Origin of the sequence: Gracilimonas sediminicola (assembly GCF_024320785.1) — a bacterium.
Taxonomy (GTDB): Bacteria; Bacteroidota; Rhodothermia; order Balneolales; family Balneolaceae; genus Gracilimonas; species Gracilimonas sediminicola.
Genome location: NZ_JANDBC010000001.1, coordinates 1,446,353 through 1,470,177, shown reverse-complemented (window position 1 = coordinate 1,470,177; position 23,825 = coordinate 1,446,353). Strand labels below are relative to the sequence as shown.

Sequence of the window (23,825 nt, the reverse complement as noted above, 5' to 3'; positions counted from 1 at the left end):
TTAGTTTTCATATAAGGGAATGCGTTCAGCACGGTAAGTAATATCAAGATTTCCCCAACCTTGTCCATTTACAAGCTGGTTCTTAAAGTGAAGCGTTGATTCAAAGACTATTTCTTTATCGGGGTGAGTAATCTCGACAATTTTTGAATAAGGGTTGCCGGCTCCTGTTCGAACAACGCCGGGCATAAAAAGCCTGTTATGGGTATTTGGTAGATAGTCAACATCGCTGATGATAGAAGAAAAAAGCTCATCTCCGCGCGATCTCCCATAACTCCATACTTGCTTTACGGTCATATGCTGTTCGTTAATTTCATATTCCGTTCCCATTGAGTAATTAGATGCGGCTGTTCCGAAATTCCGGTTGAAACCGTTGTCAAAAATAAAAAGGTTGCCGTTTGGCAGAATAAGCGGAGCATGCTGACCCCAAACCCAGGAAAAGTCATTGCTTTCAAGAGTTCCCAGTTGAACTTCATCACTGAAAGGCGTCCCGCTCTCATCCACTGCAGTCAAAAGAAAAGGAGCGGTTTCGGTGCTTTTTTCATATCTGCCGGCTTTGCCCCAGCCTTGATGAGGGGCGAAGATCCATTTCAGGTTATTCTCCCAATCGACTTTAACTACGCCCTGATTTCTGCCGGAGATAATCAGGGTATTGTCGCTTTCACTATACCAAATTGAGTTCATGTGAAACCAGTCTACACCACCGTCAGTTAATGTGGTTCTGTTTACGTCAAGAATTTCAGCCATGTCCCACTCGTTTACAATACTACCGCTGCCGTCAACTTCAATAATGTAATCTTCTACACTTCCTATCTCCTCTCCATTCTTAATCATAGTAGTACCTACACGGCTTACTGCTATCACATAATTTCCATTTGGCAGCTTGATGATTTCATGATGCATGTTGTTTTCTTCAACCACGATCCGGTTCAACTCATTACCCAACATATCGTACTCAATTATAGTTACCCCAAATATGGCGAAAAAAGTACCATCACCATTAAACTGAATTGGCCAGGTAATTCGGTCATGTTCACTTAAATCCAGGTACCACCGGATATCACCATTGTTGTCAAACATCAATGGATAACTGTTGAATTTGCCGGCATTCCCAATATGCACCTCGTTAAAATGCATGCCGGGCTCCATTTTTGATTCCTGAAGAACGTTAATTTCCGGCGTTGGAAGAAAGTCGGGTAGAGCTTCTGTTGTAACATTAAGGGTATCTTTGACGACATGTTGGTTTGAATTTTCAACCGTAAGTACAACTTGGTTTTCGGCATCGGGGTAGAGTCCCAATACGGGAATTTGATAGGTAGAAAAACGACTGGATACGGTTTTTTCGATAGGGATATCTCCCAGTATTTCTATACTTGCTGTAGTGGGTTCGCGGGATTCAACCCTTATCTCTGCAGATAAAGGGTTTCTTCCGCTTGGGTTTAGTTGAACGGTAGGGTATTCTGTTAACAGGTAGTTAAGAGGGAGTTCTTCACTGAGGTAAACAAAGTACTTTTGTTGGGCAGTACCATCCTCAGAAATAACGGTATAAAAAATGCCTTCAGAAAAATCGTTTATGGTTTCTCCGGAGACTTGTTGCACGGTGTCCACAAAAACAGAAGCTCCCTGAGAGGTTGAAAAACTTGCCGTTAGCAAGGTGAGGTCCGTACCGGAATGGATCGGTTCTGCATTAGTAACTTCTACAAAACCCTCATCATGATCTATAGTAAACGAGAGGTTGGGAAGTTCAGAAATACTGAATTCAAGGAATCGGGCATCTGGGTTTGATTCGGGTTCGGTACTGTTTTGGCAACCCGCTATAAAAAGCACGGCAATCATTACAATGGGGAGCAGTCGCTTGGTAAAAACGGTCATCTCTTTAAGTAGTACGTAATTAATTATTTGTGGAACAGCCTCTAAACTAAGTCATGAAAATTTAAATTGGTAAAAAAATAGTCGCTTGCTCCACAATTAATACCTTTATTCATTAGTTTCTACGCTTAACATCAATTAAACGGACAATACTCTGGCACTCATCGAAGAATTTCTCGCAGCGTTTTCCTCTTTCATGTGGGGATACCCCCTTGTCATTTTGTTGGTGGGAGGAGGGCTCTTTTTCCTGATTTCATCCGGCTTTACCCCATTTCGTTTTTTCTTTCACGCGGTAGACCTTGTGCGTGGAAAATATGACAACCCCGATGATCCGGGAGATATTAACCACTTCGAAGCTCTTTCCACAGCACTCGCTTCCACCGTGGGTATGGGGAACATCAGCGGTGTAGCAGTTGCGATTTTTATGGGTGGTCCCGGCGCGCTGTTTTGGATGTGGATGAGCGCCATTGTTGGAATGGCAACCAAATTTTTCACCTGTACGCTTTCCATTATGTATCGCGGAGAAGACACCCAGGGCAAAATTCAGGGTGGACCGATGTATGTAATCCGGGAAGGACTCAGCAGCAAATGGATGCCTCTGGCTTACCTGTTTGCGATGGCGGGGTTATTTGGTCCGCTGCCAATATTCCAAACCAACCAGCTGGTACAGATTTTAAGAGACTTTATTTACATCCCGAACGGATGGGTTGAAGCAGATGCCGCCTTTACAGGAAACCTGATCACCGGAATTGTGCTGGTCGGCTTGGTTTCACTGGTGATTTTTGGCGGGATTACCAAAATCGGGAAGGTAGCTTCAAAGCTGGTTCCCTCCATGGTTGTGATCTATGTAGTTTCGGTACTGTTTATTTTAGCCGTTCACATTGCAGACATTCCCTACTATTTAGGGCTGATTGTAACAGATGCCTTCACCGGAAAAGCCGTGATGGGCGGAGCTGTAGGTCAGTTGATTATTATCGGGGTTCAGCGGGCTGCTTTTTCAAATGAAGCTGGAATCGGGACGGAGTCGCTGGCGCACGGTGCATCGAAGACCAAAGAACCTGTTCGGGAAGGATTGGTAGCTATGATGGAACCTGCCATCGATACATTGCTGGTATGTACCATGACGGCCCTTGCGATTTTGGTAACCGGTGTATGGCAATCCACGGAAGCCAATGGGGTAACGCTTACTCTCAACGCTTTTAACGAAGCGCTCCCTGCATTCGGTACGTACTTATTGATTATATCCGTACTCACTTTCAGTGTAAGCTCCATGCTTTCCTACTCCTATTATGGCTCAAAATGTTTGGGCTTCCTCTTAGGTGCGGAAAGGCAGCATCTCTACAATTACTTCTATGTGTTCTCTATTATTTTTGGAGCCGTGGCTTCGCTGGATGCGGTCATCAACCTGATTGATGGTATGTTTGCCCTGATGGCCATACCTACGGTGACTTCCGCTTTATTACTTTCCAAAAAAGTAAGGCTGGCCTCTAAAGATTACTTCACCCGCCTGAAAAACGGCGAGTTTAAAGAGTATTTGGAGAAGAAATAAACAAACTCTGCCTTTCACGCCCATACAAAGGGCTAAAGCCCTTTTTCCGGTTTATGCCACTCATTCACCGGCCTGAAGGCCGGTGCAATTAAATGGTACACCCGCTTTGATTTTATCTAATCCTTTCTATTTTTCTGAAGGGGAAGCTAAAAATTAAACCAAGAGACATGCCATTTATAAAAATGTATGGGCATTTTGTTTGGGCTACAAAAAGTAGAAAAAAACTTTTAAGTCTGGAGAATAAAAATACTCTTTGCCAACACATTCGGGAATATTCAAAAGCCAAGCAGATTCACCTCTTGAATATCAATGGCTGGCATGATCATCTTCATGCTTTAATTTCAATATCGTCTGATCAAAATATTCAGACCATCATGAACCTGATAAAAGGGGAGTCTTCATATTGGGCAAACAGAAACCTCTCGCTTCCTGAGAAGTTTGGTTGGCAAGAAGAGTACTTCGCTGTGTCAGTAGGGGAATCACAACTGAAAAGAGTAAACGGCTACATTGATAAACAAGAAAAGCATCATCAGGTAAAGTCTTTTTCAGAAGAATATGAGGAGTTTATCAAAAACTATCGTTTTCATTCTAAGGAATAATTACTCCGCCCTTCAGGGCGGTGAAAGGCCCTGACCCGGCTTGGGACAGGGCTTTAGCCCTTTAAGAACCTCCAAGCGCCCCCAAGACCTTGGAGCGTTCGCTGGTTTTTTAAAGCTAACTGAATTTCAACTACGAATCCGAAACGCTTCCAGGACCTACGGACGCTGAAAGGTTGCTAAAAGTGAGTAGGGCTTTGAATTTATTTCAATAGGAGCCCTTAAAAATTCGGCAACCCTCTAAAACTTTAACATTTTTCTTATCCGCTCTTCTTTCAGATATTGGCTGAAACCGTTATTTAGCGACCCTTCAACCCAAACAAAACTCTGCATTAATGAAAAGAGCGTTTACTTTTGTTGTGATGATGCTTGTGGCCAGCCAGGTATCAGCACAAATCCCGTCTATATCCGAAAAAACAGAAGGCCTAACTAAAACCGAAGGATATTTTGATTACTACTTCGATGAATCAAAAGACCAGATTTGGTTAGAGGTCGATAAACTGAATACCGAATTCTTATACGTGAATTCATTAACGGCAGGTATCGGTTCTAATGATATTGGGTTAGACCGGGGACAACTTGGGGATACCCGGGTAGTCTATTTTGAACGCCGGGGACCGAAAGTTCTCATGGTTCAGCCTAACTACGAATACCGTGCAGAAACAGATAATGAGCTGGAAAAGAAATCAGTTCGGGAGGCTTTTGCATCCTCCATTATTGCCGGGTTTGAAGTTGCAGCCGAAGAAGACGGGAAAGTGTTAATTGACTTAACAAGCTTTTTACTCAGAGATGCTCATGGAGTAACTAACACGCTTCGGAGATCAAATCAGGGATCCTACAGTTTGGATAAGAACCGGTCTGCTTTATACAAAGAAGGCACCATGAACTTCCCCCAAAATACAGAGTTTGAAGCCACGCTAACCTTTGATGGAAGCAATCCCGGCGGATACGTTCGCTCGGTGGTACCAACACCGGAAGCCATTACCGTACGTCAGCACCACTCGTTTATTGAATTGCCGGATGATGGTTATGAGAAAAGAGAGACGGATCCCCGGTCCGGATATTTCGGCATTTCATATCAGGATTATGGAACACCCATTGATCAGGATTTGACCAAACGATTTATAGCTCGCCATCGACTTGAAAAGAAAAACCCGGATGCTGAAATGAGTGAACCGGTTGAGCCGATTGTGTACTACCTGGACAATGGAACCCCCGAGCCGGTCAGAAGTGCACTGCTTGACGGAGCTCGCTGGTGGAATGAGGCATTTGAGGCGGCCGGCTATAAAGATGCATTTATCGTTAAGATTCTGCCGGAAGAAGCCCACCCGCTCGATGTTCGCTATAATGTGATTCAATGGATTCACCGGTCAACCCGCGGATGGTCGTATGGCTCTTCGGTAACAGATCCTCGTACCGGTGAAATTATAAAAGGTCATGTATCACTCGGTTCGCTGCGGGTCCGTCAGGATTTCCTGATCGCGGTTGGCTTGCTCGCTCCTTATGGGGATGATGAGCTCAACACGACCATGCAGGAAATGGCCCTTGCCCGAATCCGACAGCTTTCCGCGCACGAAGTAGGTCATACCATTGGAATAGCTCACAATTTCGCAGCCAGCGTTACCGGCGATGCTTCCGTGATGGATTATCCTCATCCGCAACCTAAATTAGTGAATGGAGAAATAGACCTTTCTGATCCATACGATGTGGGAATTGGTGAGTGGGATAAAGTGGTCGTGGCTTATGGTTACCAGGATTTTCCGGAAGGAACCGATGAGAAAGAGGCGCTCGATGAAATTTTGGAAGAAGCCTATGACTCCGGCCTTAAGTATATCTCGGATGCTGATGCCCGCCCCCAAAGCGGAGCTCACCCCGATGCCCATCTCTGGGATTTTGGTTCAGATCCGGCTACCCAGTTATCAACCATTCTGGATATCAGGAAGGAAGCACTTGAGAATTTCGGGGAAGCGAATCTGAAATCCGGAGAGCCGATGGCAGAGCTGGAAGATGCTTTAGTGCCAATGTACTTTTTTCACCGCTATCAGCTGGAAGGCACCGTGAAGTTAATTGGCGGGCTGGATTACAGTTATAATATGAAGGGAGATAATTTATCTGCCCCGAAAATAGTGGCTAAATCAACTCAGCAAAAGGCCCTCGGTGAAATGCTAAAAGCTATTGAGCCGGCCACACTGGCTATTCCTGAAAATCTGCTGGAACTTATACCTCCGAGGCCTTCTTCATTGGGCTATTCGCGAGAACTGTTTAATGGTAATGCAGGTCCGGCCATGGATGCATTAGGCATTGCTGAAACAGCTGCCGACTTACCCGTCAGCCTGATTCTGAATGCAGAACGAGCCAATCGCTTAGTTGAATACGGAGCTCGTGATAACAACCTGAGCCTGGAAACAGTTCTGGATGAACTCATCGATGCCAGCTGGAACAGAAAATCTCAAAACGGATACCTGGGATCTATTCAACGTGTGGTTAACCACGTGGTGCTGAAGAACATGATTGAACTGGCAGCAGATAATGATGCCAATCCGGTTACAAAAGCCATCACACATAAAAAACTAACCGATCTTCAATCCAAATTATCCGGCAAAAAAGATGCAGACAGCCAATATGCTGTTTATACCATTGGCCGGTTTTTAACCAATCCCGAAGAATTTGAGGTTGAGGATGCCCCGGCTCCACCTCCCGGATCTCCGATCGGCTCTGGCAGCATGATCTATTGTGATTTCTAAAGAAGTATGAATAACAGAAAGAGAATATCAGCCACCATATTTTTCTTCATCCTTTTTGGGATGTTGGGATCTGTAGCGGCACACCCTTCGGTATCAGTAGTTATAGACTCGAAGGGTAATATTTTCTACAGCGATCTTTCCCGGGTTTGGATGATATCTCCCGATGGAGACAAAAAAGTTGTTGTAGAGAACGTTCACACCCATGAGCTTTGGCTCTCCCCGAACGATGAACTCTTCGGAGAAGATGTGCGAAATCAGGGAGATAATTATCGCCACAAAGTATGGGTGCGGCTCCCGGATGGCACGGTTGAAGACGTAATGGGTTGGAGAAATGGCTATCCGGATGAGTATAGCGACTATTCGTTTGTCCGTGACAATGAAGGCCATTCTTATGTGCTCGACAGGCCCAATAAGCGGATAAAAGTTTACAGGAATGAGGAAGTGTTTCACTCACATTCTCTTTCAAAGTTTGAGGGTAGCCCGCGCTGGCACACGCTCAGCCCGTCCGGGGATCTATTTGTTTCTTTTGAAGGATTCATTGTGAAGGTTTCTGAAAAAAGCAGCTCGAAGTTTACGGAATCTCTTATTGAGCGAACCTCTGAATTTGACTGGGTTGGTGATCATCACGCACTAATGGGGATGTGGTTTGACCGTGAGAATGAATTGTATGTAGCTCTGTTTTCGGGGCAGAGGGTGATAAAGGTTTATAAGGACGGAGCCAAAGAAGAGGTATATCGCTCTGAAGGAGACTGGTCGGTTACGGGCGGAGCGTTTGCGAAAGATGGATCCGTTGTTTTACTTGAATTCTCAAACTCCAATTCCGTGCGCATCAGAAAAATCAGCAAAGATGGTACAAGCACGGTTTTTTGAGAAAGACCTTCAGAATATTTACTTAATCCATTCATGAAAATCATCCCGCCGGAAAGTTTGCTGGAAGCCTACAGCCAGGGAATATTTCCCATGGCTGAGCATAAAAAGGCCGAAGATGTAAACTGGTACACGGCCCGAAAGCGGGGGATAATACCTATAGGAGAGTTTCACACCTCGGATAACTTAGCCCGTATTATTAGGCAGGGGAGGTTTGAGGTTCGGGTAAATCAAAACTTCCGGGAAGTAGTAAAGCAATGTGCCAATCGGGAAACTTCCTGGATTAACGATCTGATCATCAATTCCTATGATGTGCTGAACCAATACGGCAACGCCTGCAGCGTGGAGGCTTATCGGGATGGCGAACTGGTGGGAGGGTTGTACGGGGTAAAGTTAAAAGCCGCTTTCTTTGGAGAAAGTATGTTTAAAAAAGAAAAGTGGGCAGACAAATTCGCACTGTATCATTGCCATGAAATATTAAAAAAGAACGGCTTTCTGCTTTGGGATACTCAGTTCTACACCGATCACCTGGCTCAGTTTGGCTGTATCGAAATTGAAGCCGCAGAATATGAAGAAATACTGGATAGAGCTCTGAACAAAGAGTGTAATTTCGTTTTGTAATAGTAGATGTGTGAAGGTGTTAACGTGTTAAAGTTCTCCGCTTGTGCGGTGTTTAATTACGTTGAGGGATTATGATATAAAAAAGTCCAAGCGGACGCTTAAACGAGGGGGGAAGGTGTTAACGTGCTAAAGTTCTTATATAGATACTTTAACACATTCACACCTAAACACAATCGCACGTTAAAGTAAAAAAGCCACCCCGAATACGGATCGATGAAATTCATGACCGGTATCCAAGGCAGCTTTCTGGATAGGATGTTAGTTACACTTTAATATTCCGTGAGGGTTACAGCATTTAATGCCGCTTCCCTGGAAATTTGTCCCTTATCGAGTTGATTGAATGTTGATTTCTTAACCTGGAAATCGACCCGCTCAGGAATGATGTCGCTTGATTCATTGATGTTTAGTGAAACCAACAAGTATTGGTCGTCTTCAAGAGAGCTGAGTGTGCGACCATAATCAATAATGAACTCTTTGGTTTTGTTAACAAGGGCGTCGTATTCCTTTTCAATGGTTTCAGTAAGCTCCAGTTCATGCTCTCTGGCCTCTGCTTCTGCCCGATCTTCCGACTCAGCATCCCGGGAGAGTCTCAGCTTAAATACACTTGAGCTTAAAGAACCCAGTGCATGTCCACGATGTAGGTCCAGTGAGTAAAGTGCGCCAAAGTTGTCCAGATACATGTAGGACAGAGAATTGCTGTTAATAAGGTGATACTCATTTCCATCACCCTCACCCAAAGCCGTTCCAAAAATGTTGCCAAGTACTTTAAGATCGAGTCGTTCTTTGTCTTCAGAGGTTGAAACAGACAGGCGGTTTTGCAAAGCATCTGAATTTATTCTGCCACTTCTGAAAGCATCCAAATCCGATTTCTTTGCAGAAACTGAAATAACTGGGAGCGGGGAAGGTCGGTCTTCTTCATCTCCTCTTATACTATAAACAGCAGTGCGGTTTCCGGTAGCGTTAGCCGAGCCATAGATAACAAGGATGCTTTCATTATTTTTAAGCTGGCCGATTGTTGAAGCATAATCCTGTAAAAACTCACCGATTCGGCTGGTTACAGACTCTTTATCAATCTTACGGTCGGAGTCTTCAGAACTGTACTGGAAAACAACCTGTCGGTTCGAGCCGGAGCTTCCGCTGGATATAATGTATCTGTTACTGGTGGCAGGAATCATGAAGATGACTCCATAGCCCGGAATGTAGGTTCCCTTTACATTTCCGGATGAGCCGCTTCCAAAAATCGTATATCCCTGTGAGCGCACCTGCACGGTACCTTCATTAGAGGTAAACTGGGTTTTAAACATTTCGCCCAGAATATTCTCCATGATCTTGATGTCGCGGTTCATGCGGTTGGTATCAAAATCCTGAGCAAAGGAAAGGGAAGACAGCAAAAGTGTCATCAACCCAAACAGGATTATTCTGGAAAGAAAATTAGGGCTGTCATTGCGAGGAGCCGCGTAATTTGAATTTGATCTGTCAACTTGATCGAAGAAGCAATCTCCTTGATTAAGCTCGAAAGTCGATTTATGGAGATTGCCGCGGGATTTGCTCCCGATGGTCGCGGAATCCCTCGCAATGACGGGGTTTTTAAAAGTGTTCGTTTTCATATTCATAATTTTGTCCTGTAAATTTAATTTCCGGTACTTACCGTTTGTATGAGTTCGCCTAATACCTGATCGGTTTGTCTGAATCGGTCGTAATATGTTTCTTCCATGTTATAGAGCCCGGAGGAGATCATCTGCAGGTCTGACTGCCGCTGCTGCTCAATGTAATCCGCAAAGTTGACCAGCGTTTTTTCAATCCGGTTTTCCTGTTGCTGTTGTGCTTGCTGAATGGCATCCGAAATCATAACGGCATTATCTTCTCGGACTTGCTGTAAAAGCATTTCAACCTGCTGCGGGGTGAATCCTTGTTGGATAATTTCCTGTTTCTCTCCAAAGGCCAGGTTAAAACTGCCATCGTCAACGGTGATGTTTAATTTTGTGAAGGCCCCTATCACAACGAAGACCGCCAGAAGCGAGGCCATTGCAAAGCCGGTGCGGGCAAATCCGTTTTGAGGAAGCAACCCTCCGATTAACTCATTCCACCACTCCTGTAATCCGGATTTGTGAGGTTCAACCATCACCAGCTGCTCGGCCGGGTCCTGAACCGGAAGGTGAGAAAGCATCGAGCGTACATTCGACAGTTCTTCCAGCTCTTTCTTCAGCCCCGGGTTTTGAGATAAAAATTGTTCTAATTCGTTTCGTTGATCTGGCTCCAGTTCATCATACAGATAATCCATGTAGAGCGATCGTGCGGTTTCTTTATTCATAATCAAACACCTCTTTGTTGATGTTCCAGGAGTCGAACGTCTTTTTGAGTGCGCTCAACCCGTAATACAATCTTGACTTTACTGTGTTTTCAGGTTCATTTAAAATTTCTGCTATTTCTCTGAAGGTCAGGCCTTCGTATTCTTTCATAATTACCACCACTCGTTGATCCACTGGCAGCTGGAGTAATGCTTTGTGAAGCAGAACCAGTCCTTCGTTTCGGAGTACGGTGCCATCGGCAGGAGTGGCCGTTTCTGTTTGCGGTGCAACCTTGAGCGCTTCATAGGAAGTCGCTCGTTTTCGGCCCGCTCGTTTCAATTCATCAAGGCATAGGTTGTTGGCAATGGTGTACAACCACGACCCAAACTTGTTTACATCATCCAGTGTGTCCAGCTTTTGGTATGCTTTGATGAATGTTTTTTGAGTGATCTCGGCGGCGTCATCGGAACTGGCAAAAAAGCGGTACGCAAAGTGGTGAATGCGATCCTGCCATCGCGTTACCAGCGTATTAAAAGCCTGGTGATTTCCACCACGAAAATCCTGTACCAGTTGTGCGTCTTCCATGTGTTCGTGTTGTCCCGAGTTCATTCTGAAAGTAAGACGAGGGAAAGGGGAATATAGTTTTAAAGGGGATGAAATCGAGAGTTGAAAGTTGAGGGGTGATGTAGGCGGGTAGAGTGGTACGGCTCGTCCGACCGTTTTGGTAAGTTGTTTTGTCAGGAGAACATGTTTTAGCGGTCTGACGAATGAGGGGGTATGAAAAATATGATGCATGAAAATTCATCGGACAAACTGTAGTCGTCAGATGAGGTTGGTTCGCTCAAGCGGATGCTTGAACTAGATGGGGAGAAATCAGAATGCAGGATCATAAAACTCCATCATTCGGCTCAGCACGCTCAGAAAATGTTGTTGAATTTGACAAGAGCCGGGTGATGGAGCTTTGCCAGCCGAATATAGTCACACCCATCACCCCGCTTCTGCCGATTAATGCACATGGCCCTGCTAAGCGGAAGCGGAATGATGGATTGTATTCTCGGTTACTCAGCATTGGGAGGGTCATGTCATCCTAATAAATCGCGCAACCAGCGCAAGCGTCCTCTTGTGCGGTGTTGATCTAAGAAAGGCTCATGTTATTGACCAATAAGTTCGTCCAAGCGGACGCTTGAACTAGATGGGGGAAGGGGAATATAATCTTAATTTTTTTTGGCAACACGGCTCTGTCTCAGTGTTAAATGAAAGGTCGATCAAATTGTAGCAATATCAATCGTGATTAAAGCACTTGAGTTCTTCCACTTTCCAATAAGTAGAAAGACTCTCCAATTTCAGAAATGTATCTCATATAGTGATCAGAGATCAAAATCCCAGAGCCGTGATTTTTGGCGTTATGGAGATGTTCGATAACTTTCTCTATCAATATGGGAGAAAGGCCTGTAAAGGGTTCATCAAGCAAAATAAATTCTCGGCCCAATGAAAGCACTAATAGAATTTCCAGGTATCTACGCTCACCTGTAGACAAGTTTTTAACCCTTTTTTTTAAAACGTGACCGATTATTTCATCTTGATCAGCAAAACTTTTATCAATCAGGTTGCCCACTTTTATGGAACCGGGGAGGAAAGGCTTTTGAGGTAAATACGAAAGGTGCTTAAATCGGGTGATCTTAGATTTTTTGTGAAGTCTTAATTCCTCTATTTGGGTTATGCCACTGTCGGCCTGTATTTGTCCGGCAGCAATCTTAAACAGAGTGCTTTTGCCGGAGCCATTCCTTCCAACCAAACAAGTAATAGTTCTATTGGGGACTTCAAGAAAAGCTCCTTGCAAAACCTTTAGTTCAGGATAATAAAAGAAGATGCTATCCAGGATCAGCTTAGACATATATCGAAATTAAAAGAGTAAAGATCGTTTTTAGTATAAATAAAACGGCATATAAAGCCAGGTAAGACACGCCTAAGTTATCAAAGAAGGGAGCTTGGTGAGATTTTTTGATCTCGAGGTAACTAATGCCTGGTGTTATAAAACCGCTATACAGAACGGCTCTCCGAAAGGCAGAAACAGCTTCATCGGGTGAGATATAAAGAGGAAGCACAATTAATAATAACAATACGCCTAAGTCTATGAGCAGGTATTTTCTTAGTAAGATTTTATATCCCAAAAAGGCCATAAAAAAAGTTATGGGGAGATTCTACGGAAAACTAAACCATAATGACGGGTAAGAAAATCACTTTTCGGATAGCAGTCAAAAAGTAGAAGCGTTTTAAATTCGTTATATCAAAATCCCATCATTCGGCTCAGCACGCTCAGAAAATGTTGTTGAATTTGACAAGAGCCGGGTGATGGAACTTCGCCAGGCGAATACAGTCCCATCCATCACCCCGCTTCTCCCAATTAATACGCATGGCCCTGCTAAGCGGAAGCGGAATGATGGATTGTATTCTCGGTTACTCAGCATTGGGAGGGGTCATGTCATCCTAATAAATCGCGCAACCAGTGCAAGCGTCCGCTTGGATTAGATAGGGAATAATTTCAAAGCTGGGTCAAATCACTCTATCACTTTATCAGCTCTCACTATAACAATAAAAAAAGGGGGAAGTGATCAACCTTCCCCCTTGTCTCTCTTCGCGTATGAAGCTATTCCGTACGTTGCGAAACAGCTCCATTCTCGTTGGATATTATAACTTCCACCCGCCGGTTTTGTTGTCTTCCGGCCTCGTTCATATTTGTGGCTACCGGATACTCTTCTCCATATCCCACCGTCTCAATTCGCTGTGAAGAGATCCCTGCTTTAATTAACGCCTGCTTCAGAGCATCCGCTCTTCGCTGCGATAAATTTTTGTTGTACTCAGCTGAGCCCACACTATCTGTAAAGCCCTCAATTTGGACCGTGCGCTCGGGATAGTTGTTCAGAAAGGCGGCCAGTTCATTTACCACTTTATTGGCTCCGGCTTTCAGTGTAGAACTGTCGAAGTCAAAAAGCACATCGCTCAGAGTCAGCACCATGCCACGTTCACTTTGGCGGGCCTCCATCTCTGATAACCGGTCTGCCAGTTCGGATGCTTCCTGCCGGGCTTTTTCTGCTTCTTTTCGTTCTTGTTGAAGTTGTGTCATGGCCTTTTCAGCGCGCTGCTCGGCTGCTATGGCTTCCGCTTTCCGGGCTTCAATCAACACTTCTTTTCGTTCGGCTTCGGCGCGCTCCACCTCATCCTGTGCTGCATTTAATTCAGCGGTTTCGCGGGCAATTTTGGTTTTCTGATGGGCGATATATGCATAATGTTCAACCAGGTTTTTATCAGCACCCTCTTCCCACAGTTGATGGCTTTGCTCCAGGGCTTCTTCGGCCTCCTTCAATGCAACAGGGGCTTTCATTACAATCATGGAGTCTCGCTCAGCCTTATCATAAGACTGCCTGGCTTCCGTAAGCAGTGGGTTGTTTTGTGGAGGTCCGCCACAACCGGCTAACAGCAATGGAATAATCAGGCTGAGAGCAACTAAACTATTTCTTGTACAATCTCTCATGACTGACGCTCCGCTTTTTCTAAGTTATTCTGAATTTCTTCCTGAAGCACGCGGATGCTTTCCCGTAGTTCCCGTACGGCTTTCTGGGCTTTTTCAGATAATGATTTCATCTGGGCCAATTCCGCATCTACCATAGCGCGGTCAGCCGTTCGCTTAGCCTTCCCGTATTTTTCCCTGGAAACAAGTTCCCGGGCTTTGTCCAGTTTCTTGCGGGCCTCGCGGATCTCAAGCGGAGCATAGTTTTCAGCTCCCACTTGTTCGGCTTGCTGAATGGAGGCTTCAACCTGGGTCAGTTTGTCGTTTGGAGGTTTGGTACTTGCACATGCACTGAATGCAATAACAAGCGGCACTATCATCGCTAACTTTCTCATGACCTAAAATTTTTTTGCGGAAAATTCACTCAGTTAAAGAAGAGAAAAGCGATTTTGTTCCGGGAGAGTTTGATGAGGGTTTAACCAAATGGGAAATTTATAATGGCAATAGTGCAACCGTCCACTTGTGCGGTATGGAACTAAAAAAGCTGGAACAAGAAATGAGTTCGTCCAAGCGGACGCTTGAACGATTGGGATAAATCAGGCACTTAACCAATTTAGCATATTTTTCTCGTTACGAACGTCTCGTTCGTAATACCTGCCTGAACCTCTGGTTTAAAAAGAGGGAAAGATCGAACCGTTACTTCCGTTCACGATTTATCACTCAAAAACATTTATCCACATTGTTGTTGATAACACGGAAAAGAACCCGTATTTTTACAGGCTCTGTAATTGGCGGAGAAAAATCCTGTTAACATTATGTTTGAAGATTTATCCTCAAAATTAGACAAAGCCTTTCAGTCACTGAAGGGAGAAGCACGCATCACGGATGTGAATGTAGCGGAGACTGTCCGCGAAATTCGCCGTGCATTGCTGGATGCTGACGTTAATTATGAGGTTGCCCGCCAGTTTACGGAAGATGTCAAAGAGCAGGTGCTCGGTTCTGATGTACTCACCAGTGTTAATCCCGGCCAGCAGTTCACAAAAATTGTGCACGACAAGCTGGTTGAGACCTTTGGTGGCGAAAAGGCCGACATTGCTAAAGCTGACACTCCTCCTACAGTAATTCTTATAGCCGGACTTCAGGGTTCGGGTAAAACGACCTTTGTTGGTAAGTTAGCCCGACACTTAAAGCAGGAGCATAAAAGGAATCCTCTTCTTGCTGCCGCCGATGTTTATCGCCCTGCCGCTGTTGACCAGCTTAAGACACTCGCTTCGCAAATTGATGTTCCGGTGTATTCCATCGAGCAGAAAGATGCGGTTCGTGTTGCCAAAGAAGCCGTTTCGATGGCTAAAAGTTTGGCACTCGATACGGTTATCATTGATACCGCGGGTCGTTTACACGTAGATGAGGAGATGATGAATGAGGTTGCGGAAATTAAGAAGGCCGTAAATCCTCACGAAATCCTGTTTGTGGTCGATTCCATGACCGGGCAGGATGCTGTTAACACAGCCAAAGAGTTTAACGAACGCATTGATTATAACGGTGTGGTTTTAACCAAACTGGATGGTGACACCCGCGGTGGTGCTGCTCTTTCCATTAAGACCGTTGTAAACAAGCCCATCAAATTTGTGAGTACCGGCGAAAAGCTGGATGCTCTTTCTCCTTTTTATCCCGACCGTATGGCTCAGCGTATTCTGGGCATGGGAGATGTGGTTTCGTTTGTTGAAAAAGCTCAAAAAGAATTTGACGAGAAGGAAGCAGAAAAACTTCAGCAAAAAATTCGGTCGGATAAATTCGACCTGAACGACTTTCTCGAGCAAATTCAGAAGATCAAGAAGATGGGAGACTTCGGTGATCTTGTTTCTATGATACCCGGCGCCAGCAAAGCATTGAACGATACTGAAATCGACGATGATGCCTTCAAACCAATTGAAGCTATAATCTTATCAATGACGCCGGAGGAACGCCAGGAGCCCGAGCTGCTAAACGGAAGTCGAAGACGCCGAATAGCCAAAGGATCTGGCACCACTGTTCGTGAGATCAATCAACTCATGAAGCAGTTCGATCAAATGAAAAAAATGATGAAGACCATGTCAAAAATGGGTAAAGCCGGACGTGCTCTTCAAGGATTGAAGAATCTGCCTATCGGCCGATAAGAACTTATAATTTAAACACACATTGGAGAACAGCATTGTTAAGAATCAGATTACAACGAAAAGGACGTAAAAAACGCCCGATTTGGCATATCGTAGTAGCCGAAAGACACGAAGCTCGTGATGGACGTATCGTAGAGCGTGTGGGTCGTTACGACAACGTAACCGAGAAAAAAGAAGTGGTACTCAACGAAGACCGCATTCTTTATTGGTTAGACACCGGCGCTCAGCCTACCGACACCGTACGTAAAATCCTTCGCCGAGAAGGTGTACTGTACAAGCGTCACCTCATAAACTGGGGCAAGAGCGAAGAAGAAATTGAAAAAGCACTGGCAGAGTGGAAAGAGTACAGAGACTCTAAGAAAGAAGATGCCACCAGCCGCAAAGCGGACTACCAGGAAGTGCTTGCTGCCGAAGAAAGAGAATACAAAGAGCAGCTTCAGAAAAAAGCGAAGCAAGCTGCTGCTGAAGTAGAAGCTGAAAAAGCGGCTGCCGATGCAGAAGAAGACGAAGCTCCTAAAAATGAAGCCGAAGAAATTGAAGCGGCATTAGAAGAAGCTGAGTCTGATGACTCTGCAGAAGAAACAACAGAAGCTGCCGAAGAAGAAACTACAGAAGCGGAAGCCGAAGCCGAAGCCGAGGAAGAAGCAGCTGATGAAGCTGAAGAAGAAACCGAAGCTAAAGAAGAAGCACCTGCAGAAGACGAAGCAGAAACAGAAGAAGATTCTGCTGAAGCTGCTGAAGAGGAAACGGAAGAAGCCGCCGAGGAAGAAACCAAAGACGAAGAGCCGGCTGAAGAAGAGAAAGAAGAAGCTGAAGAGTCATCTTCCGACAAGGTTTCCACTGATATGAATGCCAAAGAGGCGATAGATCACATCAACAACACCGATCTTGACGACCTTAAAGGATTTGTCCCGGAAGACGAAGACCGCGTGACGGTTCAGCGTGCCTGGGAAAGCAAACAAGAAGGATAAAATTAATATCCGGCGCCGATGAATCAGGACGCCAATACACCGGGCTTTGTTCAGGTGGGGCATGTTGAACGCTCCCATGGACTTGAGGGCGAGGTCAAAGTTTTCTTTGATGTCGATGACCCGCAGAAGGTTGAAGAACTGAAGCTGGTGTATTTGCGGAATGACCGAGGCGACTTTTACCCGGCCCGAATCATGGATTTTCGGGTAGAGGGAAAAAGAAATAAAATTTCGTTCTTTGTACAATTTGACCATGTCGCTGATCGCACCGGCGCAGAAGCATTGAAAAGCAAAGGTATATTTCTGGAAGCAGAGGAAGCCGAGCCTTTTGTATATGCAGAAGCTGAAACCGACGATTCATTAGTTGATCATGAAGTATATGACGGAGATGAATCCATCGGGTTGGTGGTTGATGTGATGAACAATCCGGCTCACCCTATTTTAGTAGTAGCTACTACATCGGGAAGCCGCCTGATTCCATACATCGATCATTTTGTAGAAGACCGGCGCGACGGTAACATCTATTGCCAGAACCTGGATGAACTGGAGGGAATATGATGAGAATTGATATTATTTCCGCCGTTCCGGCTTTGCTGGACGGGCCGCTGAACCACAGTATTGTGAAGCGGGCTGTCGATAAAGAGCTGGTTAAAATCCATGTGCACGACCTTCGGGATTATACCGAAGACAAACACAAGAAAATAGATGATTACCCCTATGGTGGCGAACCCGGAATGGTGCTTACACCGCAGCCGATATTCAGCTGTATCGAAAAGCTCCAGTCCGAACGTGATTATGACGAACTCATTTTCACAGCACCCGATGGCGATGTTTTTGAACAGCCTGACGCAAATGCATTATCGCTCAAAAAAAACATCATCATTTTATGTGGCCACTATAAAGGCGTTGATCAGCGGGTAAGAGATGAACTCATCACCAAAGAGTTTTCCATTGGTGATTATGTGCTTTCAGGAGGTGAACTCCCGGCAATGGTTATTACAGATGCTGTTGTTCGCCTGCTCCCCGGTGTGTTGGGAGATGCAGGAAGCGCGCTGAATGATTCATTTCAGGATGGACTGCTGGAAGGTCCGGTTTATACACGTCCGGCAGAGTTTAAGGGGATGAAAGTCCCGGATGTGCTGCTTTCCGGCGATCACAAAAAAGTGGCCGAATGGAAACAGGAGCAATCCGAAAAACGGACCAAAGAACGAAGAAAAGATTTGTACGAAAAATTTAAGAAAGAACATTAATAACAATCCTGATAGCTATCGGGATTAAATTTAGAAATCATGGATAAGTTAAAACTTGTAGAGCAAAGCCTGATAAATGAGGACGTTCCTCACTTTACAGCTGGAGATACTGTAAATGTTCACTACCGCGTGCGCGAGGGTGAAAAAGAGCGTATTCAGCAGTACGAAGGCGTTGTGCTTTCCGAAAGAGGAAGCGGCCCGAACAAGACGTTTACTGTTCGTAAAATCAGCAGCAACGTTGGTGTTGAGCGTGTATTTCCGCTGAACTCTCCTTTCATCGCTAAAATTGAAGTGAAGAAAAAAGGAAAAGTAAGACGTTCAAAACTTTTCTATCTGCGCGACCTGCGAGGTAAAGCTGCTCGTATTCAGGAAAAAGGCGCGAAGAAACAATAAATTCGCCGGCTGAATTTTACTGCGATCTTAGACTTTTTAGTTAACGTTCTAAGATTGCAGATCAGCTTGTTACGGCTATTTATCAGATCAATCTAACTAACAAAGAATGAATATTATTCTGTTTGGCCCTCCGGGGGCGGGAAAAGGGACTCAGGCTAAATTATTACAAGACGAGTTCAACATCCCACATCTTTCAACCGGAGATATTTTTCGGGCAGCGATCAAAAATAAAACGCCACTTGGGGTTAAGGTGAAATCCATTTTGGATTCCGGTGAATTAGTTCCTGACCAAACCGTTGTTGACCTGGTTGCAGATGAATTGAGTAAAGACAAATACCAGGAAGGGTACATTCTGGATGGCTTTCCAAGAACGGTAGTTCAGGCCGAGGCTTTCGATGCTTTTCTGGAAAACAACAACGACGAGCTCGATGCTTTCATCCTGTTGTCGGTTCCGGAGGAGGAACTCATCAAACGAATTCTTTCCCGCGGTGAAGGCCGCTCGGATGACACCGAGGAAAAAGTGAAAACCCGCCTTCAGGTATATCGGGAAGAAACCCGGCCCGTAATGAAGCATTATAAAAAACAGGGTAAGGTGCAGGAGATAGATGGTATAGGAACCATCGATGAAATCTTCGGGCGAATTAAGAACGCTCTTTCCTGATGAAGTTTAAATCCCGCCACCGAGCGGGATTTTTTGTTTCTGCTATTCTGTAAACGCTGGGCCACAGATATTTAATGGAATCGTCATTCGGAACGATTACCGGGATTTCTTGTGTATAATATTAAAGGCTTAATAAAATGTAGGAGTAAGTGAATGGCAGCAACAAACATAAAAGGATCCGGCTTATTAAAATGGGGGACTTCGTTAGCCGTTTTGGGCGGACTGGCAGTTATTCTTTCAGGCTATGGATATCAGTGGGGTTGGTGGCACTTTAGTACCGGTTTTTCAATCATTCCCTGGGGAACAGGATCAGCTATTTTAGGTGGAATTGCAGGAACGGCTGGTTTTTTCAGGATGAAAGAACGGGATCAGAATTATACTATAGCCGGCTTCACGGCAATGATTATCGGGTTGGCTGCCTTATCAAATTTTGGGTATTGGTACATGGAAGTTCAGAAAGGATATCCGCCTATCCACGATATCACAACGGATACGGTGAATCCCCCAGAGTTTGATGCTATTGTTCCCCTCCGGCAAGATGCTCCAAACCCCCCGGAATATATACATGAGGACGGTCCGGCCGAAGCCCAAAGAGAATTTTATGAAGGGCTGGAAACGCTGAACGTTTCAATGGATTATGATGAGGCTTATGACCGTGCTCTTGAAACAGCGCGGGAAATGCCCTGGCAAGTTGTAGGTGAAAACAAGCGGGAAGGACGAATAGAAGCTTACCACAAATTACCCTGGTTTGGGTTTGTTGATGATGTTGTGATTAGGGTTGATACCACCGCAACGGGAAGTAAGATAGATGTGCGATCGAAGTCAAGAATTGGCAGAGGTGATTTAGGGGTGAATGCAAAACGCATTCAATCCTACTTTGAAGCTTATCAGAAATAAGTCGGTTTATTTCAGGGGGTCCGTTTTGCGACTTCTTCTGCCAATAAATTAGCTGCCTCCGGTTTCATGCGGAACCAAAGCTCCGGTTCAATGAGCTCCAGTTCAGAAACAGCCAGTTCTCCTGAATTATTGAGCACCATATCAACCCGCGCATAGGCCGGAAGCTCAGGGCAGGCTCGTAATGCTTGCCGGGCAAATTCAATCTCATTCTCTTTAGGCGAATATGCATGTACGGTCCCGCCAAAATCATCCTGTACTCTGAAGTCGCCCGGTTTAGCTCTTTTCAGCACGGCGTGACTAAAGGTTTCACCAAAAAAGACAAACGACCATTCCCCGCTGGTAATGACGGACTCCTGAAAAGGCTGAAGCATGAAATCTTCTTCCAGCATTACCTCTTCAAGCTTTTGGGCAACGGTGTCTATGTTTTTGGGTTGAATGCGATAGGTGTGGCGGCCGGCTCCCCCAACTGTAGGTTTGATGACTGTATCCTGCCAGCCTGTGATGTTGTGAATCTGGTGTATCGATAGTCCATTTCCGCTGTCGAGATATCGGGTAGGAACTACGGTAACGCCACCCCCGCTGAGATCATCCAGGTAATGTTTGTCCATATTCCAGCGGATAAGCTTCTCACTATTAATAAAATGGGTTCTTGTAGAAGTGTCTTCCATCCAGCGTTTAAATTCACCAAACCTATTAAAATAATCCCAGGTTGTTCTGAAAAGTACGGTCTTGGTTGAAGACCAGTCAAAGTCAGGATCAGCCCAATCTTTTCTGTCCACTTTTAAGCCGATATCCTGCAAAGCCTCTTTTACGATACGGTCTTCCGTAAGAATATTTTGAACATACCCGCCGGGTGCAGGAGGGTTTACATATCGGGAGTCAGTAAGTATGACAACGTCAAAATCAGGTTGGGGCATAAAAAGCAGGCTTTCATTGCAAAAATAAATCCTAAGGAATACAAATAATCACTAAAAACCAATAACCAAAACCAAGAACTAAGTTTATGAAGTTTTGATCATTGCCCGTATTTTCAAGCTGCTTCTAAATTCAAGATAAAAACGATCTCTTCATACGGCTCAAATACTTCCGACAATACGGCAAAGCGAGAGCTAATAGCCACTTGTACTGCTTTTTTTATTCTGGGAGCCGTATTTGCAACCTGGGCTTCCCGTATTCCGGCCATTCGTGATATATCCATGCTCACCCCGGTTACGCTGGGATATGCACTGCTTGGGCGGGGACTGGGCACCATATTAATTATGCCGGCAGTAACCGGACTCATACACCGTGTTGGAGCGAAAAAGGCATCTATGCTCTTTGGTGTGCTGTTGATTCTGTCACTCATTCCCATGGCGGTAGCACCGGACTGGATTGTACTGACACTTGTGCTGTTAATTACCGGCGCGGGAGCCAGCGGATATAATATTTCCATCAATGCTCTCGGTTCCAGGATCGAAGAAAGTACCGGCCGGTCGCACATGTCCATGATCCACTCCTGGTTTGGAGTGGGGAATGTTGCCGGGGCTTTGGCAGGAACAGCTATGGCATCACAACAGTTTTCTGTAACCCTTCATTTCTGGGGAATAGCCATATTGCTGCTGGTTGTACTGATGGGCGTCTATAGCTACCTGCCGGAAGACGGCCCGGACCCACAGGCTGTGAAAGCACGATTCAAACTTCCACACGGGAGTTTACTTTGGTTGGGGGTAATCTGCTTTGTTGCAGCTTCCATCGAAGACTCGATTATGAACTGGGTAACCTTATTCTTCACAGATTATGTGGGAGCATCAGAGGGACTGGCCCCCATTGGATACACCGCTTATGCAGTTTCCATGTTAATTATGCGTTTGGTAGGGGACCGCCTGAAACCAAGGTTTGGGGCAAAAGCATTAATCACAGGCGGTTCTGTAATAGCAGCTACGGGTGTGATAATTTCGATCTTATCTCCAAACCTGATGGTTGCTTCAATTGGCTTTGTTATGGCAGGCGCAGGTGTTGCACTAACGTTCCCCATGATTTTCAGTGCTGCCGGAAAAGAAGGTGCTGTGGCACTTGCAACGGTGGCAACAATGGGAGCGCTGGGCGGAATGCTTTCTCAGCCCATCATGGGTTATCTGGTGGATAATTTTACACTCACCGGTGGGTTTATATTTATTTGTATTTGTATGTTGGCAGTTGGTGCCGGAAGTCAAAAGGCCAGGCTTTTAAAAAAGTAGGCGGGACTAACGGACACGCAGAGAAAGTTCATCGGGGAACAAATACCAAAAATTCCCGTTACAGCTACAGGTAATAATAAATAAAACGGGTTTTCATGAAACAGTTAGTAGTCATAATAGTTAGCGTGTTGGTTCCTTTTATCGGTTTCGCACAAGTGATGGACGATACCGACATCAAAAAACTTGAGAAGGGCGAATACAACATTGAAGCCGGTAAAATCCAGGTAACCTTTTCTGATACAGTTTCTCCAACCTTTATTGAACAGAAACTGGACGATATGGGATATGAAATTCTGAGCAGCGAGATTAAAAACATAGTGCTTTCCATAGAAAACAACCCAAGCCCCCAACAGCTGAAAGAACTGGAAGAAAGTGAGTGGGTAGAGTTTGTGATGAGTGAAGCCGCCGGGAACTCCGACAAAGAGATGGAAGAGATTAATGATAGCGATACACTTGGAAGTGATAAGGTAAATCAGCTGCTGGCAAAGCTGACTTATAGTAAAGAGTACGAATATGTAGTAGTAGCGTTAACCTATAATGCTACAGAAAAAACGGTTACAGATATTAAAGCCGCTTACCCGGATCTAAAATTTGAGGTGCTGCAAAAGAGTCAGCGTTCAGCGATACTCAAAACCGAAGAGGATAAAGAGTTGGAGGCTATGGATGAGCTGAAGAAACTGGACTTCGTCAAAAACACGGCCATGGTTGGCAACCTTGAATAGACTCAGTTGAGCTATTGAAATGCTAAAAACAGATATCTCGTTTAATAACTGAATGAAGTTGGATAAAACGAGAGTATTATGACACAGCAAGAAGCACCGGTAAACAACACTCCATTTTCATCAGAAGAACTTGAGCATTTTGAAGAACGGCTAAACGAAGAGCTGGAAGATGCCGAAGAAAAGATAAATTCCTTCGAAGATCGATTAAGTGAAATTGAGAGTAAGCTTGATGATACTACTTCCTCCTCGGCCCACCATCAGGGTAATATTGCTTCCTCGGAGGAAGAAAGAGAGAAGTACTACTCAATGATCGAAAAGCAAAAAGAGAAGATCGAAGAGATTAAGATGGCGAAAGATCGTATAGAAACGGGTAACTATGGAGTCTGCGATGTAACCGGAGATCCCATCAAGAAAGAGCGGCTTGAGATTAAACCCCACGCCCGGTACAGTGTGGAAGCGGTAAAGTCGGCTAATAATGTAGAAGCCAATACCGAAATCAATGTGAACGAACCGGTGTAATTAA

Annotated in this window: 24 protein-coding genes; 15 read left to right on the top strand and 9 right to left on the bottom strand. The window is 44.9% G+C overall.

All coding sequences use genetic code 11. The annotated features are described in order from the left end of the window. Positions 1-1,869 carry an aryl-sulfate sulfotransferase gene (locus NM125_RS06615; RefSeq protein ID WP_255134020.1) on the bottom strand — a complete coding sequence of 623 codons (1,869 nt, stop codon included), beginning with the start codon at positions 1,867-1,869 and terminating at the stop codon, positions 1-3. Between the two features lie 151 nt (positions 1,870-2,020). Between NM125_RS06615 and NM125_RS06610 the strand changes: the two genes are divergently transcribed. The 5 genes from NM125_RS06610 (at position 2,021) to aat (ending at position 8,243) form a co-directional block, all read left to right on the top strand. Continuing rightward, positions 2,021-3,415, top strand: a complete 1,395-nt coding sequence (locus tag NM125_RS06610; protein WP_489886128.1) for an alanine/glycine:cation symporter family protein — start codon at positions 2,021-2,023, stop codon at positions 3,413-3,415. Positions 3,416-3,582: 167 nt separating this feature from the next. Continuing rightward, positions 3,583-4,014 (top strand): IS200/IS605 family transposase, encoded by a 432-nt coding sequence (gene tnpA / locus NM125_RS06605; RefSeq protein ID WP_255134016.1) that lies wholly within the window; start codon positions 3,583-3,585, stop codon positions 4,012-4,014. A gap of 332 nt (positions 4,015-4,346) precedes the next feature. After that, complete coding sequence (locus tag NM125_RS06600; RefSeq protein WP_255134014.1) at positions 4,347-6,755, top strand: zinc-dependent metalloprotease; 2,409 nt, start codon at positions 4,347-4,349, stop codon at positions 6,753-6,755. Between the two features lie 6 nt (positions 6,756-6,761). Continuing rightward, entirely contained in the window at positions 6,762-7,625 is an 864-nt protein-coding gene (locus tag NM125_RS06595; protein WP_255134012.1) for an NHL repeat-containing protein, read from the top strand. 33 nt (positions 7,626-7,658) lie between these two features. Then, the gene (gene aat, locus NM125_RS06590) at positions 7,659-8,243 is read left to right on the top strand and encodes a leucyl/phenylalanyl-tRNA--protein transferase (RefSeq protein WP_255134010.1); all 585 of its coding nucleotides are present in this window, start codon (positions 7,659-7,661) and stop codon (positions 8,241-8,243) included. 269 nt (positions 8,244-8,512) lie between these two features. Here aat and NM125_RS06585 read toward each other — a convergent pair whose 3' ends face one another. The 6 genes from NM125_RS06585 to NM125_RS06560 form a co-directional block, all read right to left on the bottom strand. Then, entirely contained in the window at positions 8,513-9,643 is a 1,131-nt protein-coding gene (locus NM125_RS06585) for a hypothetical protein (RefSeq protein ID WP_255134008.1), read from the bottom strand. Positions 9,644-9,873: 230 nt separating this feature from the next. Next, entirely contained in the window at positions 9,874-10,554 is a 681-nt protein-coding gene (locus tag NM125_RS06580) for an anti-sigma factor family protein (protein WP_255134006.1), read from the bottom strand. Further along, entirely contained in the window at positions 10,547-11,116 is a 570-nt protein-coding gene (locus NM125_RS06575; protein WP_255134003.1) for an RNA polymerase sigma factor, read from the bottom strand. The genes NM125_RS06580 and NM125_RS06575 overlap by 8 nt, the downstream gene beginning before the upstream one ends. Positions 11,117-11,822: 706 nt before the next feature. Continuing rightward, complete coding sequence (locus NM125_RS06570) at positions 11,823-12,425, bottom strand: ATP-binding cassette domain-containing protein (RefSeq protein WP_255134001.1); 603 nt, start codon at positions 12,423-12,425, stop codon at positions 11,823-11,825. Positions 12,426-13,178: 753 nt separating this feature from the next. Then, positions 13,179-14,063, bottom strand: coding sequence for an OmpA family protein (locus NM125_RS06565; protein WP_255133999.1), 885 nt, complete (start codon positions 14,061-14,063; stop codon positions 13,179-13,181). Next, positions 14,060-14,434 (bottom strand): DUF4398 domain-containing protein, encoded by a 375-nt coding sequence (locus NM125_RS06560; RefSeq protein WP_255133997.1) that lies wholly within the window; start codon positions 14,432-14,434, stop codon positions 14,060-14,062. The genes NM125_RS06565 and NM125_RS06560 overlap by 4 nt, the downstream gene beginning before the upstream one ends. A 420-nt stretch (positions 14,435-14,854) precedes the next feature. On the opposite strand from NM125_RS06560, the gene ffh reads away from it, so the two are divergent. The 7 genes from ffh (at position 14,855) to NM125_RS06525 (ending at position 20,364) form a co-directional block, all read left to right on the top strand. Further along, the gene (ffh, locus tag NM125_RS06555) at positions 14,855-16,195 is read left to right on the top strand and encodes a signal recognition particle protein (protein WP_255133995.1); all 1,341 of its coding nucleotides are present in this window, start codon (positions 14,855-14,857) and stop codon (positions 16,193-16,195) included. A gap of 35 nt (positions 16,196-16,230) precedes the next feature. After that, a complete protein-coding gene (rpsP, locus tag NM125_RS06550) occupies positions 16,231-17,166 on the top strand; it encodes a 30S ribosomal protein S16 (RefSeq protein ID WP_255133993.1) in 936 nt (311 codons plus the stop codon). Positions 17,167-17,184: 18 nt separating this feature from the next. Beyond that, a complete protein-coding gene (gene rimM / locus NM125_RS06545; RefSeq protein WP_255133991.1) occupies positions 17,185-17,721 on the top strand; it encodes a ribosome maturation factor RimM in 537 nt (178 codons plus the stop codon). Further along, positions 17,721-18,413, top strand: a complete 693-nt coding sequence (gene trmD / locus NM125_RS06540) for a tRNA (guanosine(37)-N1)-methyltransferase TrmD (RefSeq protein WP_349294182.1) — start codon at positions 17,721-17,723, stop codon at positions 18,411-18,413. Before rimM ends, trmD begins: the two co-directional genes overlap by 1 nt. A gap of 39 nt (positions 18,414-18,452) precedes the next feature. Next, positions 18,453-18,806 carry a 50S ribosomal protein L19 gene (gene rplS, locus NM125_RS06535; RefSeq protein ID WP_255133988.1) on the top strand — a complete coding sequence of 118 codons (354 nt, stop codon included), beginning with the start codon at positions 18,453-18,455 and terminating at the stop codon, positions 18,804-18,806. Between the two features lie 106 nt (positions 18,807-18,912). After that, complete coding sequence (locus tag NM125_RS06530; RefSeq protein WP_255133986.1) at positions 18,913-19,467, top strand: adenylate kinase; 555 nt, start codon at positions 18,913-18,915, stop codon at positions 19,465-19,467. Positions 19,468-19,620: 153 nt separating this feature from the next. Further along, positions 19,621-20,364: a DUF1499 domain-containing protein gene (locus NM125_RS06525; protein ID WP_255133984.1), complete on the top strand. Its 744-nt coding sequence runs from the start codon at positions 19,621-19,623 to the stop codon at positions 20,362-20,364. An 11-nt stretch (positions 20,365-20,375) separates the two neighbouring features. Here NM125_RS06525 and NM125_RS06520 read toward each other — a convergent pair whose 3' ends face one another. Both NM125_RS06520 and NM125_RS06515 read right to left on the bottom strand, forming a co-directional pair. Next, entirely contained in the window at positions 20,376-21,281 is a 906-nt protein-coding gene (locus NM125_RS06520) for an ATP-grasp domain-containing protein (protein ID WP_255133982.1), read from the bottom strand. 113 nt (positions 21,282-21,394) lie between these two features. Beyond that, positions 21,395-21,562: a hypothetical protein gene (locus NM125_RS06515; RefSeq protein WP_255133980.1), complete on the bottom strand. Its 168-nt coding sequence runs from the start codon at positions 21,560-21,562 to the stop codon at positions 21,395-21,397. Here NM125_RS06515 and NM125_RS06510 point away from each other — a divergent pair. The 3 genes from NM125_RS06510 (at position 21,501) to NM125_RS06500 (ending at position 23,821) form a co-directional block, all read left to right on the top strand. Continuing rightward, entirely contained in the window at positions 21,501-22,580 is a 1,080-nt protein-coding gene (locus tag NM125_RS06510; RefSeq protein WP_349294181.1) for an MFS transporter, read from the top strand. The genes NM125_RS06515 and NM125_RS06510 overlap by 62 nt on opposite strands. Positions 22,581-22,675: 95 nt before the next feature. Then, positions 22,676-23,302, top strand: a complete 627-nt coding sequence (locus NM125_RS06505; protein WP_255133978.1) for a hypothetical protein — start codon at positions 22,676-22,678, stop codon at positions 23,300-23,302. A 78-nt stretch (positions 23,303-23,380) separates the two neighbouring features. Continuing rightward, a complete protein-coding gene (locus tag NM125_RS06500) occupies positions 23,381-23,821 on the top strand; it encodes a TraR/DksA family transcriptional regulator (protein WP_255133976.1) in 441 nt (146 codons plus the stop codon). The last annotated feature ends 4 nt before the right edge of the window (positions 23,822-23,825 follow it).

Excerpts from the sequence above, each read along its gene's own strand:
- NM125_RS06505 (WP_255133978.1), top strand. The coding sequence starts at position 22,676 with ATGAAACAGTTAGTAGTCATAATAGTTAGCGTGTTGGTTCCTTTTATC.
- NM125_RS06515 (WP_255133980.1), bottom strand. The coding sequence starts at position 21,562 with ATGGATATATCACGAATGGCCGGAATACGGGAAGCCCAGGTTGCAAAT.
- NM125_RS06585 (WP_255134008.1), bottom strand. The coding sequence starts at position 9,643 with ATGACACTTTTGCTGTCTTCCCTTTCCTTTGCTCAGGATTTTGATACC.
- NM125_RS06530 (WP_255133986.1), top strand. The coding sequence starts at position 18,913 with ATGAATATTATTCTGTTTGGCCCTCCGGGGGCGGGAAAAGGGACTCAG.
- ffh (WP_255133995.1), top strand. The coding sequence starts at position 14,855 with ATGTTTGAAGATTTATCCTCAAAATTAGACAAAGCCTTTCAGTCACTG.
- NM125_RS06600 (WP_255134014.1), top strand. The coding sequence starts at position 4,347 with ATGAAAAGAGCGTTTACTTTTGTTGTGATGATGCTTGTGGCCAGCCAG.
- trmD (WP_349294182.1), top strand. The coding sequence starts at position 17,721 with ATGAGAATTGATATTATTTCCGCCGTTCCGGCTTTGCTGGACGGGCCG.
- tnpA (WP_255134016.1), top strand. The coding sequence starts at position 3,583 with ATGCCATTTATAAAAATGTATGGGCATTTTGTTTGGGCTACAAAAAGT.
- NM125_RS06525 (WP_255133984.1), top strand. The coding sequence starts at position 19,621 with ATGGCAGCAACAAACATAAAAGGATCCGGCTTATTAAAATGGGGGACT.
- NM125_RS06570 (WP_255134001.1), bottom strand. The coding sequence starts at position 12,425 with ATGTCTAAGCTGATCCTGGATAGCATCTTCTTTTATTATCCTGAACTA.
- NM125_RS06565 (WP_255133999.1), bottom strand. The coding sequence starts at position 14,063 with ATGAGAGATTGTACAAGAAATAGTTTAGTTGCTCTCAGCCTGATTATT.
- rplS (WP_255133988.1), top strand. The coding sequence starts at position 18,453 with ATGGATAAGTTAAAACTTGTAGAGCAAAGCCTGATAAATGAGGACGTT.
- NM125_RS06580 (WP_255134006.1), bottom strand. The coding sequence starts at position 10,554 with ATGAATAAAGAAACCGCACGATCGCTCTACATGGATTATCTGTATGAT.
- rimM (WP_255133991.1), top strand. The coding sequence starts at position 17,185 with ATGAATCAGGACGCCAATACACCGGGCTTTGTTCAGGTGGGGCATGTT.
- NM125_RS06500 (WP_255133976.1), top strand. The coding sequence starts at position 23,381 with ATGACACAGCAAGAAGCACCGGTAAACAACACTCCATTTTCATCAGAA.
- NM125_RS06595 (WP_255134012.1), top strand. The coding sequence starts at position 6,762 with ATGAATAACAGAAAGAGAATATCAGCCACCATATTTTTCTTCATCCTT.
- NM125_RS06520 (WP_255133982.1), bottom strand. The coding sequence starts at position 21,281 with ATGCCCCAACCTGATTTTGACGTTGTCATACTTACTGACTCCCGATAT.
- NM125_RS06560 (WP_255133997.1), bottom strand. The coding sequence starts at position 14,434 with ATGAGAAAGTTAGCGATGATAGTGCCGCTTGTTATTGCATTCAGTGCA.
- aat (WP_255134010.1), top strand. The coding sequence starts at position 7,659 with ATGAAAATCATCCCGCCGGAAAGTTTGCTGGAAGCCTACAGCCAGGGA.
- NM125_RS06575 (WP_255134003.1), bottom strand. The coding sequence starts at position 11,116 with ATGGAAGACGCACAACTGGTACAGGATTTTCGTGGTGGAAATCACCAG.
- NM125_RS06615 (WP_255134020.1), bottom strand. The coding sequence starts at position 1,869 with ATGACCGTTTTTACCAAGCGACTGCTCCCCATTGTAATGATTGCCGTG.